The 14,538-nt window shown below is 71.6% G+C and carries 17 protein-coding genes; 7 read left to right on the top strand and 10 right to left on the bottom strand.

From position 1 onward, the window contains the following. Window positions 1–35: 35 nt before the first annotated feature. The 3 genes from ACWCXH_RS12670 to ACWCXH_RS12660 form a co-directional block, all read right to left on the bottom strand. Window positions 36–584, bottom strand: a complete 549-nt coding sequence (locus ACWCXH_RS12670) for a DUF6114 domain-containing protein (RefSeq protein WP_449801407.1) — start codon at window positions 582–584, stop codon at window positions 36–38. A 62-nt stretch (window positions 585–646) separates the two neighbouring features. Next, a complete protein-coding gene (locus ACWCXH_RS12665; RefSeq protein WP_449801406.1) occupies window positions 647–1,267 on the bottom strand; it encodes a DUF6230 family protein in 621 nt (206 codons plus the stop codon). A 677-nt stretch (window positions 1,268–1,944) separates the two neighbouring features. Next, window positions 1,945–2,535 carry a hypothetical protein gene (locus tag ACWCXH_RS12660; RefSeq protein WP_449801405.1) on the bottom strand — a complete coding sequence of 197 codons (591 nt, stop codon included), beginning with the start codon at window positions 2,533–2,535 and terminating at the stop codon, window positions 1,945–1,947. A gap of 296 nt (window positions 2,536–2,831) precedes the next feature. On the opposite strand from ACWCXH_RS12660, the gene ACWCXH_RS12655 reads away from it, so the two are divergent. Continuing rightward, window positions 2,832–3,023 (top strand): hypothetical protein, encoded by a 192-nt coding sequence (locus ACWCXH_RS12655; protein ID WP_449801559.1) that lies wholly within the window; start codon window positions 2,832–2,834, stop codon window positions 3,021–3,023. Between the two features lie 4 nt (window positions 3,024–3,027). Then, window positions 3,028–4,419 carry an amidase gene (locus ACWCXH_RS12650; RefSeq protein ID WP_449801404.1) on the top strand — a complete coding sequence of 464 codons (1,392 nt, stop codon included), beginning with the start codon at window positions 3,028–3,030 and terminating at the stop codon, window positions 4,417–4,419. A 213-nt stretch (window positions 4,420–4,632) separates the two neighbouring features. On the opposite strand, the gene ACWCXH_RS12645 is transcribed toward ACWCXH_RS12650, so the two are convergent. Beyond that, a complete protein-coding gene (locus ACWCXH_RS12645) occupies window positions 4,633–5,028 on the bottom strand; it encodes an ATP-binding protein (RefSeq protein ID WP_449801403.1) in 396 nt (131 codons plus the stop codon). 241 nt (window positions 5,029–5,269) lie between these two features. Here ACWCXH_RS12645 and ACWCXH_RS12640 point away from each other — a divergent pair, with 241 nt between their 5' ends. Together ACWCXH_RS12640 and ACWCXH_RS12635 are read left to right on the top strand one after the other, a co-directional pair. Next, window positions 5,270–6,115, top strand: coding sequence for a helix-turn-helix domain-containing protein (locus tag ACWCXH_RS12640; protein ID WP_449801402.1), 846 nt, complete (start codon window positions 5,270–5,272; stop codon window positions 6,113–6,115). Beyond that, window positions 6,112–6,333: a DUF397 domain-containing protein gene (locus ACWCXH_RS12635; protein WP_449801401.1), complete on the top strand. Its 222-nt coding sequence runs from the start codon at window positions 6,112–6,114 to the stop codon at window positions 6,331–6,333. The genes ACWCXH_RS12640 and ACWCXH_RS12635 overlap by 4 nt, the downstream gene beginning before the upstream one ends. An 80-nt stretch (window positions 6,334–6,413) precedes the next feature. On the opposite strand, the gene ACWCXH_RS12630 is transcribed toward ACWCXH_RS12635, so the two are convergent. Then, the gene (locus ACWCXH_RS12630) at window positions 6,414–6,947 is read right to left on the bottom strand and encodes an RICIN domain-containing protein (protein WP_449801400.1); all 534 of its coding nucleotides are present in this window, start codon (window positions 6,945–6,947) and stop codon (window positions 6,414–6,416) included. Window positions 6,948–7,153: 206 nt separating this feature from the next. On the opposite strand from ACWCXH_RS12630, the gene ACWCXH_RS12625 reads away from it, so the two are divergent. Beyond that, complete coding sequence (locus tag ACWCXH_RS12625) at window positions 7,154–7,693, top strand: hypothetical protein (protein ID WP_449801399.1); 540 nt, start codon at window positions 7,154–7,156, stop codon at window positions 7,691–7,693. 87 nt (window positions 7,694–7,780) lie between these two features. Here ACWCXH_RS12625 and ACWCXH_RS12620 read toward each other — a convergent pair whose 3' ends face one another. The 4 genes from ACWCXH_RS12620 to ACWCXH_RS12605 form a co-directional block, all read right to left on the bottom strand. Then, window positions 7,781–9,487, bottom strand: a complete 1,707-nt coding sequence (locus ACWCXH_RS12620; protein WP_449801398.1) for a serine/threonine-protein kinase — start codon at window positions 9,485–9,487, stop codon at window positions 7,781–7,783. A gap of 168 nt (window positions 9,488–9,655) precedes the next feature. Beyond that, a complete protein-coding gene (locus tag ACWCXH_RS12615) occupies window positions 9,656–9,850 on the bottom strand; it encodes a hypothetical protein (RefSeq protein ID WP_449801397.1) in 195 nt (64 codons plus the stop codon). 68 nt (window positions 9,851–9,918) lie between these two features. Further along, the gene (locus ACWCXH_RS12610) at window positions 9,919–10,344 is read right to left on the bottom strand and encodes a hypothetical protein (RefSeq protein ID WP_449801396.1); all 426 of its coding nucleotides are present in this window, start codon (window positions 10,342–10,344) and stop codon (window positions 9,919–9,921) included. A gap of 107 nt (window positions 10,345–10,451) precedes the next feature. Then, window positions 10,452–11,861, bottom strand: a complete 1,410-nt coding sequence (locus ACWCXH_RS12605; protein WP_449801558.1) for an FAD-dependent monooxygenase — start codon at window positions 11,859–11,861, stop codon at window positions 10,452–10,454. 80 nt (window positions 11,862–11,941) lie between these two features. On the opposite strand from ACWCXH_RS12605, the gene ACWCXH_RS12600 reads away from it, so the two are divergent. Further along, window positions 11,942–12,589, top strand: coding sequence for a TetR/AcrR family transcriptional regulator C-terminal domain-containing protein (locus tag ACWCXH_RS12600; protein ID WP_449801395.1), 648 nt, complete (start codon window positions 11,942–11,944; stop codon window positions 12,587–12,589). Between the two features lie 40 nt (window positions 12,590–12,629). Here ACWCXH_RS12600 and ACWCXH_RS12595 read toward each other — a convergent pair whose 3' ends face one another. Next, window positions 12,630–13,886, bottom strand: coding sequence for an alpha/beta hydrolase (locus ACWCXH_RS12595; protein WP_449801394.1), 1,257 nt, complete (start codon window positions 13,884–13,886; stop codon window positions 12,630–12,632). Window positions 13,887–14,043: 157 nt separating this feature from the next. On the opposite strand from ACWCXH_RS12595, the gene ACWCXH_RS12590 reads away from it, so the two are divergent. After that, window positions 14,044–14,496 carry a MarR family transcriptional regulator gene (locus ACWCXH_RS12590; protein ID WP_449801393.1) on the top strand — a complete coding sequence of 151 codons (453 nt, stop codon included), beginning with the start codon at window positions 14,044–14,046 and terminating at the stop codon, window positions 14,494–14,496. The last annotated feature ends 42 nt before the right edge of the window (window positions 14,497–14,538 follow it).

The raw sequence follows: 14,538 nt of genomic DNA, 5'->3' as shown, positions 1-14,538 counted from the left end.
CGCGCCCGCGCCACGGAGCGGCACCGCAGCCGCGGTCATGACCGGTCGCGGGTGACCGTCTCCTCCAGGACTTCCGGCTCCGCCAGGCCACCGACGTCGCGCCCGACACCATCACCGTCCTCGCCGAGCGCATGACCGTCAACGCCGCGACGAGCACGGATCTCAGGGAGCGTGGAGGACGGATCCCAGGCACAGGCCAGCGAGCCGCCGATGAGCCCGGGCAGCAGGCCCAGGAAGAAGCCGCCGAAGTTGGCGACCGGCACGGAGAGCAGTGAGAGCAGGATCGCCGTGACTCCGGCGAAGATCCGCACCTGCTGCTGGAACCAGAGTGTGAGACCCAGCGTGATCAGGAGGCTCCCGATGAGGAGCGAGCCCGCGCCCGCGGTGGTGGAGAGCGCCAGGCCGAGACCGCCCAGGCTGAGGTGGGTGTACGGGAAGGGGAAATAGAGGATCGGCAGGCCGCCGGCGAGCGTCAGCAGGCCGGCCCAGAAGGGACGGGTGCCGCGCCAGGCCCGGAACTCCCACCGGGCCGTGGCGATCGCCTCGCGCGGCCGGGACCACGCGGCCGCGGTTGTGTTCCACACGTGGCAACTCCCTGTGCTGTCAGTGGGGTCGAGGCGGATCACCGGGGTGTCGGGCCAGCGGTTCAGAAGCACTCGTCCCGGCCGCGCACCAGCGACACGCCCAGCCCGGGGACATCGAAGCGGTCGGCCGCCACCGCGACCGCGGTCACCCGCAAGCCGGTCAGGTTGATCGAACTGGCTTGCTGAGCCGGACTGTTGGGGTCGAAGAAGCGCGAGTCCCGATCGCCCCGGCTGATTCCGCCTTTGGTGAGCGCTCCGGCGGCGACCCCGATGTCGATGCGGTGGGCACTCGACCGGTCGGCCGCCAAGTGCTTCGCGTCGACGAAGAACTCCTTCACGGTGGCCGCTCGCTTGTCGCCGGTGAGCCGCAGCGTGAAGGGGCCGAGCACCGGGATCGGGAAGACGGCGGACTGGCAGAGCCCCTGGATCGTGGCGGACTCGAACCCCGTCACCATGACCGGCACCGGGTCGTGCTCGCGGGTGAGGTCCACCGTGCCGTACAGGCTGAAGCCTTCACCGCGGAGCTCGTCGGCGGAGAGCTTGAACTCCTCCCCGGAGATGAGGAACGACGCGGCGAGCGCGTTCTCGGCCACGCCGGCGGCGAGGGCCGCGGTGGCCGCGAGACACGGCAGCAGGATGACGGCGAAGCGCTTCCAGCGGGTCCTGCCGAAGCGTTGCGACATGCCGTCCCTCCCTGCCGTGGACCGTGACTCCGGGGCGCCCGTGCGACCGGCCGGGAGCGGGCGCACGGGACACGGCACCGACTGCCCGAGCGTGGCAGACCGAACACGGCCGATCATGCGGTGCAGGACATGGCACCGCAAACCATTCGCGACCACATTGACGACCATGTCGCCGCACATCACTCCGGCGGCCCATCGGCCACTGCACAGGGCTCGCTGATCAGCGCCGGTGCGATCGATGGGATCGGCGGGAGCTCCGACCGGCAGAGGCGAGAACGACTGTGCGCGGACCCCGGCAGCCACGGCCCGGACCGCGCCGGTCCCTGATCGGCGCTCTCGGCTCTCCACGGTCCACCGCCCACCACGGGGCCCGCCCCGGCTCCCGAACGGACCGTGGGCAGCCGGGACAGCGACGGCACGGCCGGGCGGCGGGTCGCCCGGTCTCGCGTACCGGCCGGCGACTCGGCGTGATGACGCTAGGTGGCCGCGGTCACGCCAACAAGGTCGTCTCCGCGAACTTGACGCTCCGTTGACCGCGCACCGGGGCTCCCTTTCCCCCTCGGCTTCCGCAGTCCCGGAGGCAAACACCGAGGCGGGGGGCGGCCCGTCGGCCCGCACCGGCGACCGGCCGTTCGGCCGGTACGGACCAAGGGCACCCCGCCTGGTGGACGTGACGGTCAGTGGCCGCCGCGCGGAGGCTCGCAGCCCGTGCCGTCCGGATAGCCGGCGAAGGCGTCCGCCTTGGTCGTGGCCGAGTCCATCGCGCCCTCCAAACACAGGTCCGGACCGGCGACGATGAGGAAGCCGACCCTGGTCGGACCGCTCTGGTACGTCCTCACCTTCGCAGCCTCGTACCCGAGCCCGGTGAGCGCGGTGCGGGCGGCTTCCGGAGTGAAGTCGCTTCGCCTGCGCTGCGGTTCGAGCGCGCCCTGGATGCGCTTGACGGCCGCCAGGCCGTCGCAGCGGGGCTGGCCGTGCAGCGGGATGGGGATCTTGAAGCCGTTGTTCTCCGCCCATTTGTCGGGCGGCCCGTCCGGGCTCGTGGCCGCCGCCGTGGGCGTCGGCCGCGGGCTCTCGCCGGGGCACGGGAAGTCCGCCGGGACGGTCGGGACGCTCGGCTCGCTCGGGACCGCCACGGCTGTCCGCGACGGCACGCCCGCCCCCGGGGCGCTCCCCACGTGCTCCGTCCCGCACCCCGTGACCAGCAGCGCCAACCCCACCACGGCCGGGAGCGCGAACCGGCCACCTGTCGTCCTGATCATGGTCATTGGGCGATCCTCCCCCGCGCACCCGGACGCTGTCATGAGTACGCCTACTCAGATCGCACGGGCCGGCGAGCGTGACTTCTCGCCGGTCTCCGCTTCCAAGCCGGTGTCCTACTCCAACGCCTGCGCCCTGTCGGCGACCGGGGGCTTGTGAGGGCCGCTCGCCTGGCAGTAAACGCAATTTGTTTGCTTTAAGCCGTCGGAGAGCCTAAGGTCGACTAAAGCAAACCGTTAGCGTTTGGTGCGGGTGCGCTCCGCCGCTCACACCCCGATCCGGAAGGACGTCGATGTCAACGCCCCTGACCGCCGTCGAACTCACACCACCGGAGGCCGCCCGCTGGGCCGCCCGCGCCGGCCTTCCGTTGCCCACCGCGCGTCACGCCGCGGTCGCGGCCACCGCCGACCACATCCACGCCGTCGTCGCGATCCTGCGGGAGCTGGATTTCGGGGACACTCCGCCCGCCAGCGCCTACCGTGCGGAAGGGGAGTAGCACGATGCAGCCGTATGAGCTCTCCCTCGCCGCCGCCGCGGATGCGATCCGGGCCCGGCGGCTGTCCCCCGTCGAGCTGGTGGACTCGGTCCTCGGCCGCATCGAACAGGTGGAGCCGCTCCTCGACGCCTACGTCACAGTCGCCGCCGAGCAGGCGCGCCGAGCGGCACGCGCGGCCGAGCACGATTCGGCACACGGTCGTCACCGGGGGCCCTTGCACGGCATCCCGATGGCACTCAAGGACCTGATCGACGTCGCCGGCTGGGCCACCACGGCCAGCTCCCGCGTGCGCGCCGATCACCGCGCGCAGGCCGACAGCACGGTCGCCGCGCGCCTGACGGCGGCCGGTGCGATCCTGCTCGGCAAGACGCACACCCACGAGTTCGCCTACGGCCTGACCACCCCGCAGACCAGGAACGCCTGGGACCGCGGCCGGGTCGCCGGCGGATCGAGCGGCGGGTCCGCCGTCGCCGTCGCCTCCGGCACGGCGACCTTCTCCCTGGGCACCGACACCGGCGGATCGATCCGGGTGCCCGCCGCGCTCAACGGGGTCGTCGGCCTCAAGCCGACCTACGGCCTCGTCCCCCGTCACGGCGTCACGTCCCTGTCCTGGTCGTTGGACCACGTCGGCCCGATCACCCGTACCGTCGAGGACGCGGCGCTGGTCCTTTCCATGCTGACCGGGCACGACCCACGCGACCCCGCCTCGCTGGACACCCCCGCCGTGGACTACCGGCCGGGTGCGGGCACGGATCTGACGGGGCTGCGTATCGGCCTGCCGCGCACCTACTACTTCGACCACGTCGACGCGCAGGTGGAGGCCGCGGTCCGGCAGGCCGTCGGGCAGCTGGAAGCCCTCGGCGCGCGGCTCGTCGAGATCGACATCCCGATGACCCGCTACATCCAGCCCACCCAGTGGGCACTGATGGTCCCGGAGGCCACCGCCTACCACGAGCGCACCCTGCGTACGGCGCCCGAGCTGTACCAAGCGGACGTCCGCATCCTCCTGGAGGCCGGCGAGCTGATGACCGCCGGGGACTACCTGCGCGCCCAGCGCTCCCGGACCCTGATGCGGCAGGAATGGGCGCGCATCCTGGAGACGGTCGACGTGATCGCCGCCCCGACGGTCCCGATGACGGCGTCAGCAGCCGACCAGGAAACGGTCACCTGGCCCGACGGCACGGTCGAAGGCGTCTCCGACGCCCTCGTGCGCCTTTCCGCCCCCGCCAACATCACCGGGCTGCCCGCCCTGTCCATCCCGGTCGGCCACGACTCGGCGGGCATGCCGATCGGGATGCAGCTGCTCGGCCGACCGCTCGACGAGCAAGCGCTCCTGCGAGTCGGCCACGCCTACGAGCAGACACAGCCCGCCCGAGCGCTCGCGCCGGTGGCCTGAGAGTGGCGCGTGAGCCGGGCCGAAACCCGCCGACCCGGCCCACGCACCGTTCGACTCCGACATGCCCCTTAAACGCAATGATTGCGCTTTAAGGTGGCGTGATGAGTCGCAAGCAGGACCGGGCAGGAGGGCCGGTTCACCCGGCCCTCCCCCCATGCCACCGGACGCCAGGGCTCGGGCGACCGCTCGTCCATGTCCCCCAGTGGTCGGCTCTCATCGCGCGAGCACCTCGCACCAGACGATCTTCCCGATGGGCCGGCGAGGGCAGCAACCCCACTTGTGGACAATGGATTTGACCAGCTGGAGCCCCCGGCCGGCCTCGTCATCGAGCCCGGCCGGGGAGAGGACGGGCTCGCGGTCGCCACGGGCGTCGTGCACCTCGATGCGGAGACGGTCGGGCGAGACGTCGAGCGCGAGGTGGATGAGGTAGCCGGCGGGGGTGCCGTGGAGCACGGCGTTCGTCACGAGCTCCGAGACGACGAGGAGCCCGGGTTCGAGGAACTGGCCACCGTCGGGAACGACCGAGAGGAGCGAGGACAGTCGGCGCCGCGCCTCGGCGGGCGAACGTCGGCTACGCGGCAGCCAGATGGACGAGGTGGAGAGAGGCATGGCGAAGTCACCTTCCGCACGCATGAGTTGAGAAGGCGAAGCGCGATGCATGTCACGCAATGCCAGCGCTTCGTCACTCACAGCATGGAGTACGGCAGCTACACTCCGCAAGGCATGTCTTCGAAATATGAAAACTTTCAGTTTCGTCGGCAAGGTGCCGCCTCTAGGCTCACAAGCATGGTGGCGAACCGTCACCACTCGGATGCACACTGGTCCCTGAGTGTCCTGAAGGGTTGGGTAGATGGCAGTTGCAGTGCCAGCGGTGCGGTACCGGCGCATCGCCGCCGAGTTGAGGCGGCTCCGTGAGCTCAAGAACCTCTCGGCCGAGGAGGTGGCTGCCCACGTCGAGGGCATCAACCTCGTGAAGCTCAGCAGGTACGAGAACGCGCGCGTCCAGCTGAAGCCCGATGTCGTACGCGCGCTGCTGGACTTCTACGAGTGCGACGAGGAACTCAAGGAAGTCCTCGTGGAGATCCTGCGAGACAAGCGCCGCCCCGGATGGATGGCGGGCTACGAGCAGCTGAACCCGCTCTACACGGATCTGATCCGTCTTGAAGAAACAGCCACCGGCCACAAGTCCTACGAATCGGCCTACATCCCCGGCCTGCTTCAGACCCGCCAATACGCCCACGCCATCATCGCCAGCGGCGTGATAAACAAGCCCAGCATCGAAGAGCGCGTGGAGGTGCGGATCAACCGCCAATCCGTCCTGACTCGCTCCGACAACCCGCTGAAGCTCTGGGCTGTGATCCATGAATCGGCTCTGACCATGCACGCCGCCCCTGGCGTCATGACCGACCAGTTGGACAAGCTGCTGCAGTTCAGCCGTCTCCCCAACATCAGGATCCAGATCATGCCGGCGATGTCTCCGCCTCATCCTGGGATGACCGGGCCGTTCACACTCCTGGAGTTTCGGCAGCGCGATCTCGACCTCGTTCTGCTCAGCGGGATGCTCAGCAGCGATTGGGTCGAAGATCCGGAGCAGGTCGATATCTACCGAGCGGCGTTCGACGAAATCATGGCGACCGCCATGCCACTCGACCAGTCGCTCGACCTCATCACACAGAAGAGAGACGCGCTCAAGTGACCCACTTCCCCATCGCCTCCGCACTCCCTGTGAAGTGGAAGAAGGCAACTGCCAGCAACCCGAACGACAACTGCGTCGAGGTTGCCGACCGTTTTGCTGGCACCGTCCCGGTCCGCGACAGCAAGGACCCCCATGGCCCGGCACTCAGCTTCAACCGCGAAGCGTGGCAGGCGTTCGTGGCAGGCCTCCAGGCCGGCGACTTCCCGACCAACCTCTGAACGGCCCAGGCGGCCCCGCGTGGCACGCGGGGCCGCCTGGGAAAGGTCCGGCTGGCGACCGGTCAATGTCTGATGATTCGTCAGCCAACGGGGTTGAGGCTGAAGCGCTGGTTGTAGTTGTTGTTCGCGTACCACTGGATCACCGGGGTGCCGTCGGCCGAGTTGCCGCCGGACACGTCCAGGATGAGGCCGCTGCTGAAGTTGACGATGTCCAAGGTGTCACCGTTGACGTTGACCTTGCCCCAGCGCTGGTTGTCGCCGCTGTTGCAGCTCCACTGGTCGATCGCCGTGCCGGCCGCCTTGCTCCAGCCCGGATCCTCCAGGCACTTGCCGCTGTTCACGTTGACCACGAAGCCGTTGGTCACCTTCCACTGCTGGCTCGCGTCCCCCGTGCAGGTCGCCTCGACGACGGGGGCGCCGTCGTCCGTCCGCGCGTCCGCGACCGCCAGGCACTTGCCGCTGAAGTTGGCCTGGATCTGCGCCGTGGTGTCCGGGAGCGGGATCCACCACGAGGCCGAGGCCGGCGCGGCGGCCAGCAGCCCGGCGCCCAGGCCGAGGGCGAGCACGGCGGCGGCGGAGCCGAGACGACGCTTGGTGGTGAAGTTGCTGTTCATGGTTCCCCCCATGGGTCCTGATGGATCTGGTGCGAAGTGAGGCAGCCGGGCTTCCCGGCCCCCTCGCTTCCATAGACGTGCATGGTCCGAGGAGGTTGCAGGTCCGTCAGAATTATTTTCCTGAACCGCCGACCCGCATCAGCGACCCCCCAGCCGACCACGGGCGGCCTGTCCAAACGGGGCTCCGGCTGGCAGACTCCTCGGCCGTGGAGAACAGCGGACTGTGGGTCGGCATCCTCACTGCGTTGACCGCACTCGGCGCCAGCTACATCACCGCGCGGGCGACCTCGCGCGCGGCGCTGGTCCAGGCCCGGACGACCGCGACGGCAGAGGCCCTTCGCGAGCAGCGCGACAGACGTCGAGCCACCTACCGGGAGATGATGAGCTGCGCGCACGCCTTCTCAGAGGTCACGTGGCAGATCGACGACGTCGACGCCACACCCGACCGTGAGGGCAAGGACCGGCTCCTGACGCGGATGTACGAGCGCATCGGCCCCGCCATCGGCAACATGAACAGGGCGACCCACGAAGTCCGGCTCGACGGTCCTGCCGAGGTCTCCGCCGCAGCGGAACAGGTACGGCAGATGGCACGACGCCTGCAACCGCCGCTCAAGGCGCTCATCGGTACCGACGATCCCGAGCGGAGGCAGGAATACGACGCCGCTTACCTGGTCTTCCGGGAAGCCTTCGTCTCGTTCACAGGCCTGGCGAGAGAAGCCCTGGAGGTCAAGGGCGTTGAACAGTGACTTCACGTCAGCCCGTTTTCGTCGCCTTCCCGAAGCGGTCCGGCCCTGCGGACCGGACCAGCTCTGGCGGGGCTCCCCGGACTTCCTTCAGCCCTGTCTGGTGAGTTCGGCGGTGCCGGTTCCTATGGTGGCTTGCAGGGTGCCGCTGGTGTTCAGGCGGTACGTCACCTGAACCGGCCTGCTGCCGGCGCACATCGCGTCGGTGCTGGCGTTGGACTCCCTCACGACGATCTCCCGGGAGGACACGGAGACCAAAATTCCTTGCCCGGTGCACGAGATACTGGTGTTGGGGTAGCTCACAACGGAGTGCTCCACGGTCTCGCCGACGTTGCCCTGGACGATGATGACCCCGACGCTGGCCGGAGTTCCGAACGCCGTGTTGGCCGTCCCCTTCCATTTGCCCAGGACGGCCGCCGGAACGCTGCCGCTGCTCGGCACGTCGCCCGTGGCCGGCTGCCCGCCGGAGGACGGCTGCGCAACGGGTTGCTGCACGGCCCGTGAGGCGGGTGGTGTGGATGCTGCGACGGCCGTACCCGAACCCGACCTGTCCTCCCCGAGCCACTGCATCAGCCCCACCGTGGCCGCCACGGACACCGCCGCCACGACGGCCACCAGTGCGACCCGACGCCCTGTCCGACGCGGTGGCACGGGCGGCACCGGACCGTACATCCGGCCCGACCCCGGATCGGACGAAGCACCGGGATGTGGCGGGTATCCGTACGCACCGGCCTGCGTGCCGCTCGTCCAGCCCTGCGGGGTCCACACGGGTTCAGCCGGTGGCCCGCCGTACGGCAAGGTGACGGCCGTGGGTGGCAGCCGAGGTGTCGCCGGCGGCGCAGCCGTGGCGTGGAAGGGATCCGGTGTGCCGGCGCCCGCGCTGTGCTCGGGCTCGTGGTCGAGGTCCAGCAGTTCCTCGGCCCGCCGCCCCACCGCCGCCGACAGCGGCCCCGGCAACCAGTCCCCACCGCTCAGCCGCGCCCGGCCGTTCCCGCCCGCGTCGAGCTGTTCGGCGAGCGCCGGCGGCGTCAGCCGCTGCGCCGGGTCCTTGGCGAGGCAGGCCGTCACGATGGCGCGCAACGCCGGGTCGAGGTCGCCCAACTCCGGTTCCTCGTGCGCGACCTTGTAGAGCAGCGCCGCCACGCTGAGGCCCTCGCCGAAGGGCGCCACACCGGTCGCCGCGTACGCCAGCACGGCGCCCAGCGAGAAGACGTCGGACGGCGGTCCGACGGCGGCTCCCTGGGCCTGTTCCGGCGACATGAACCCCGGTGAGCCGATCACGAAGCCGGACCGGGTGAGCGCGACCGAGACATCCAGGGCCCGCGCGATGCCGAAGTCGATCAGCCGCGGGCCGCCCAGGGTGAGCAGCACGTTGGACGGCTTGACATCCCGGTGCACCAGGCCGAGCGCGTGCACCGCCGCCAGCGCCTCGGCCAGCCCGACCCCCAGCGCGCGCACCGAGTCGCCCGGCAGCGGCCCGAACTCCCGTACGGCCGCGCCGAGCGCCGGGCCCGCGACGTAGCCGGTGGCGACCCACGGGTGGCGGCCCTCGGTGTCCGCGTCCAACACCGGTGCCGTCCAGCGGCCACCGACCAGCCGCGCCGCCTGGACCTCCTGCCGGAACCGGGCACGGAACTCGGCGTCCTCGGCCAGCTCACCGCGGACGACCTTGACGGCCACCGTCCGGCCCCCCGCCGTACGGCCCAGGTACACCCGGCCCATGCCGCCCGCGCCGAGCCGCCGCAGCACCCGGTACTCACCGACCTGCCGCGGGTCGTCCGGCTCCAGTGGCTCCATGCCCTGCTCCCCTCTCAGCCCCTCCGGCCCCCCACCGGCCGGCTGGGCACGACCGTACACCCGGCCGAGCCGGATCCGGATACCGCGATCTTCACACTGTCCCGGTACGGTGACGAACCATCACATGCGGCGCGGCTGCCATCTCACAGGCCCTCGGAGAAGGTCGTGTCAGAACCTCCGCGCGGCCTCGAAATCGGCGGCGGCCGTCTTGATGGCGAAGTCCTCGTCGTCAGGGCCGAGCAGGCGGGACGGCCGCATCAGCCGACCGTGTTCCTGACCACGCCGGCGTCCGAAGTCACGCCCGGTTAAGCAGAATTCGGCACGACGAACGAGCGGCCCCACGATTCCCGTGGGGCCGCTCACGACTCTTCCTCATCAGGTCTTCAGGTCAGGCGCCGACCGAGACGGTGGCTGGACATGTCGGCGCCTCCTCACCTGCGGCGCGGTCCGTCCCCTCCAGGTTGCACCCCGCCCGGGGCCGGAGCCACCCCGGGGTGGCTCCGAGCCCGGGCCCGGCCGAGCCACCACGAGCCCAGGAGCACCAGCAGCGCCGCGCCCAGCGCGTAGACCGGCCGCCACCGCGTCGTGGTGGCTGCCAGGCACGTGTCGACGGCGTTCCGGGCCTGGTCGGCCTGCGCGGACGCCACGGCGGCACCGTCCTGGCCGGCCAGACCGCCCACTGCCGCCTGCACGCTCAGCGCCTGGTACCGGCCCAGTTCGCCGCACGCGGCCCTCGTGCCGGGCATCGGGAACAGCCACGACCACCGCTGCATCGAGCGCGAACGCCAGGACTCCGGCGAGGGCGGTGCCGAGGACTCCGGCCTGGCCGCTGGTCTTCTCCTGGGCGGTGCGGTCATCCACGGTCTCTCCTGACGGGCGGCGGGAACCCCAGTCTCCGGCCGCGGCCTACCGGGCACCCGGCCCCATGCCGGTCCGCCCCGCGGCCTCGCCGGGCTGCCGTAGGTCAAGCGCCCGACGCCCCGTGGCGGGCCGCGTATGCCGCCAGGCCGTCGGCCGTCGTGCCCGCCCAGCCGATGTAGCCGTCCGGGCGGACGAGGAAGACGCCCGTGCCGTACGCCTCGTAGGGCGGGATGCGGACGGCCGGGATGCCGAGGTCGGGCAGGTCGGTGTCGGTGCCGACGGCGAGCACGGTCCAGTGCGGGCCGCGGAACGCGTCGAAGAGGCGGACGCCGCCCCGGCGGCCGTCCGGTGCGCGGTCACCGGCCCGCAGGGCGCCGTCCGGGAGGGCCGGGCGGGTGTCCTCCGTGAGCGTCGACTCCCGGTAGCCGAGGCCGAGTTGCTGGGTCGCGCGGCCCCGGCGGACCTCGCCGCGGTGGACCCGGGTCGACAGCGACAGCATCGCCGCCGCGTTGGCGCGGCGCTCCTCCTCGTAGGTGTCGAGCAGCGTCGCCGGCGCCCGGCCGGACAGCACCGCGGCCAGCTTCCAGCCGAGGTTGTACGCGTCCTGGACGCTGGTGTTCAGGCCCTGACCGCCCGCCGGGGAGTGCAGGTGCGCGGCGTCGCCCGCGAGGAAGACCCGGCCCGCGCGGAAGCGGTCCGCGAGCGCCGTCCGCGCCCGGAACTCGGACGACCACCGCACCTCGGTGACCTGGTCTCGGGTCAGGTGCGAGCGCTCGGCGACGACCTTGCGGACGCCGTCGAGGGTGGCGTCGATGACGCCGCCCGCCGGGAACTGCGCGATGAGCTGGAAGTCCTCCGTGCCGCCGAGGGGGCAGATCGCCAGCAGCCGCTCGTCCGACGGGAAGACGTGCCAGTGTTCGCGGTCGAGCCCGGTGACCCGGACGTCCGCGACCAGCAGCGGGTGCGGGTCCACCGTCTCGCCCGCCATCCCGATGCCGAGGTGCCGGCGGACGGTCGAGCGCCCGCCGTCCGCCGCGACCAGGTACCGGGCGCGGACCCGGCCGCCGTCGGCGAACTCCGCGCTCACCCCGTCCGCGTCCTGGGCCAGACCCACCAGCTCGCGTCCGAAGGCGACGTCGCCGCCCAGCTCGCGCAGCCGCCCGTGCAGGACGCGCTGGGTGCGCCACTGCGGCAGCATCAGCGTCTCGGTGTACGGCTCGGCCTCGGACGGCTCGGTCGGCTCGTACATGCTGCGCCGGCCCTGCGGCTCGCCGTCCCGCCAGAACAGGTTCGGCGGGTAGTGGCCGGCCACCGCGCGGAGCTCGGCCAGCACGCCGAAGTCCTCCAGGACCTCCAGCGTGCGCGGCTGGAGCCCCTTGCCGCGCGAGCCGGGGAAGAGCGCGGTGCCGCGCTCGACGAGCAGCGCGGCGACGCCGTGCCGGGCGAGGTCCACCGCGAGCGCGAGGCCGGTGGGGCCGGCGCCGACGATCAGGACGTCGGTGTTTTCGGGCAGCACGGTCACGGCCACACTCCTTAACGTTGTTAAATGGCGACTGCTCGAAGAGTGCCCTTAACGGCGTTAAACTGTCAACCGTGACGTCGCAGAGAACCCCGAAGCTCGACCGGAAACTGGTCGCCGACACCGCACTGAGACTCCTCGACGAGGTGGGCCTGGACGGCCTCACGCTCCGCGCGATCGCCGCCGAACTCGGCGTCAAGGCCCCGGCGCTGTACTGGCACTTCAAGGACAAGCAGGCACTGCTCGACGAGATGGCGACCGAGATGATGCGGCGCCTGTCGGCCGGGACCGCCGAACCACCCGAGGGCGACTGGCGGGACGCGTACCGCGCGACGATGCGCGCCCTGCGCGCCGAACTGCTGCGCCATCGCGACGGCGCCAAGGTGTACAGCGGCGCCCGCTTCACCGACACCTCGTACGCGCCCGGCCTGGAGGCCGCCCTGCGCCTGCTGATCGACGCCGGCTTCACCCCGGCGGCGGCCGCCCGCGCCTGGTACACGGCGTACAGCTACACGATCGGGTACGCCATCGAGGAGCAGGCCATGGGCGCCGACCCCTTCGGCGGCGCCGAGGCGTACGACGTCGACGCCCGCGCCGAGCGCCTCGCCGCCCACCCGCTCGCGGCGGAGGCGGGGCGGGTGATGTTCCAGGACTTCGACGAGGGCTTCGAGCAGGGCCTGGCGGCCATCCTGGCCGGGATCGAGGCGACGCTGCTCGGCTGACGGTGCCCACCGGGGCCGGAGCCCCGGCGGGCGTTCACCTTCAGCCCCGCCGGAGCGCGTCGAGGTGCGCCGGGGCGGCGCCGAGCCACCACGCGGGGTCGGCGCCGCCGTCGACGGTGCTGCCGTCGCGGCGGACGTAGTGCCGCACGTCCCGGCCGGGCACGGCGAACTCGCCGTCCAGCGCCCGCTCCAGCCACTCGGCACCGAACCGGAAGACCTCCGCCGCCACTCCCCCGAGCGGGTGGAACTCGTCCTCGTAGACCCGCAGTTCCTTCGGCGCGCGGACCTTCTCGAAGCTCGCCAGCGCCTGCCCGAGGTCGGTCAGCTCGTCGAACTCGCCGATGCCGTACAGCACCGGGCAGGCGATGTCGGCCACCAGGTCGCCCAGCGGCATGCGCTCGGTGAGGTCGCGGTCGAAGGCCTCCTCGTCGGTGTACCCGGCCATGTACATGTAGTTGTTCTTGAAGGTCGGCTGGGCGCGCTCGAAGATGGTCGCGAAGTCGCCCGTGACGGCCTCGAACGCGGCCAGCGCGGCCAGCCGGCCGTCCGCGGCGGCGGCGCGCGAGCCCCAGTAGCCGCTCATCGAGATGCCGAACATGCCGATCCGCGCCGCGTCGACCTCCGGCAGCGCCGCCAGGTGGTCGATGTAACGGCCGATCGCGCGCTCGTAGTTGGTGAGGTCGACGGTGAGCCCGCCGGCCCGCGTCTCGCCCTGGCCCGGGCCCTCGATCGACAGCGCGACCAGCCCGCGCGAGGTGTAGTAGCGCTCGGCCGCCCAGATGTAGTCCTCCTTGATCATGTCCATCCCCGGGCCGAGGATGACGGCCGGCGCGTTCTCGACCGGCCCGGCGGGCAGGTGCAGCAGTGCGTGGATGTGCCCGCCCTCGAAGTCGAGCACCACCCGGCGCACCCGGCCGTCGCGCAGGGCACCCAGGCGCTCGACGCAGTGGTTGGTGCGCTCGCGCATGGCCGCCTTGCGCGGGTCGGCCGCGTCGAAGATCGAGTACTGGGCGCGGCCCCACATCACCGCGGCCCGCCCGTACAGGTCGGCGGCGGTCCGCGCGAAGCCGCCGCGCTCGTGGTGCGCGGCGCGCTCCTCGGCCTGGGCGGCGACGGTCGCCCACGCCTTGGGCAGCATCGCGCCGCTCCTGACCAGCGCGAAGACCTTCGCGAAGTCGGCGTGGTCGTGGCCGAGCTGCTCCATGGTGCCGACCGCCTCGGGGTGCAGCGCGTCGAAGCCGCCCTGGGCGAGCGCGATGTCGAGGGCCCAGCTCTGGCCGGTGGAACGGGTGGTCATGACGGTCTCCTTCTCGGGATCCGACGAGGGATGCAGCGAGGGACGCGGCGACGGATCCCATTGGCTAAGTACTTAATGACTAAGTACTTAGCCATTAAGTACTTAGGCTAGGCTGCTGTCAAGTCGCCCCCGCCGAGGAGTCCGAGGAGAACCGCGCATGACCGAGTCCACCCCCGAACGCGCCGACGCCCTCGACCGCCTCGCCCGGGCCGCCTACCGCCTCAGCGCCGCCGACGCCCGCCTGCGCGGGCGCGCCACCCGCACCCCCGGCGCCCTCTCCCTCACCCACGCCCGCGCCCTGCGCACCCTCGCCGACCAGGGCCCACTGACCATCGGCCAGCTCGCGGCCGGCACCGAGACCACCGGCGCCGCCACGACGCAGCTGGTCAACGGCCTGGTCACGGCCGGGTACGTGACCCGCACCCGGCCGCCCGAGGACAAGCGGTCCGTCGTGGTCACCCTCACCGACGCCGGCCGCGAACGGCACCGGCAGCGCCAGCAGGCGCTCGCCGAAGCCCTCCACGCCGACCTGGCCGACTACGACGCGGACGCCCTCGACCGCGCCGCCGAAGTGCTCCAGCGCCTGTCGGCCGTCTACGACCGGCTGTGAGCCGGAAGATCCGGGTGGGGCGGGCCCGAAGGGCGCCCGCCT

Source organism: Kitasatospora sp. NPDC001660 (assembly GCF_053596725.1).
The sequence above is the reverse complement of the archived record's forward strand: the minus strand, read 5'-3'. Positions and strand labels throughout refer to the sequence as shown.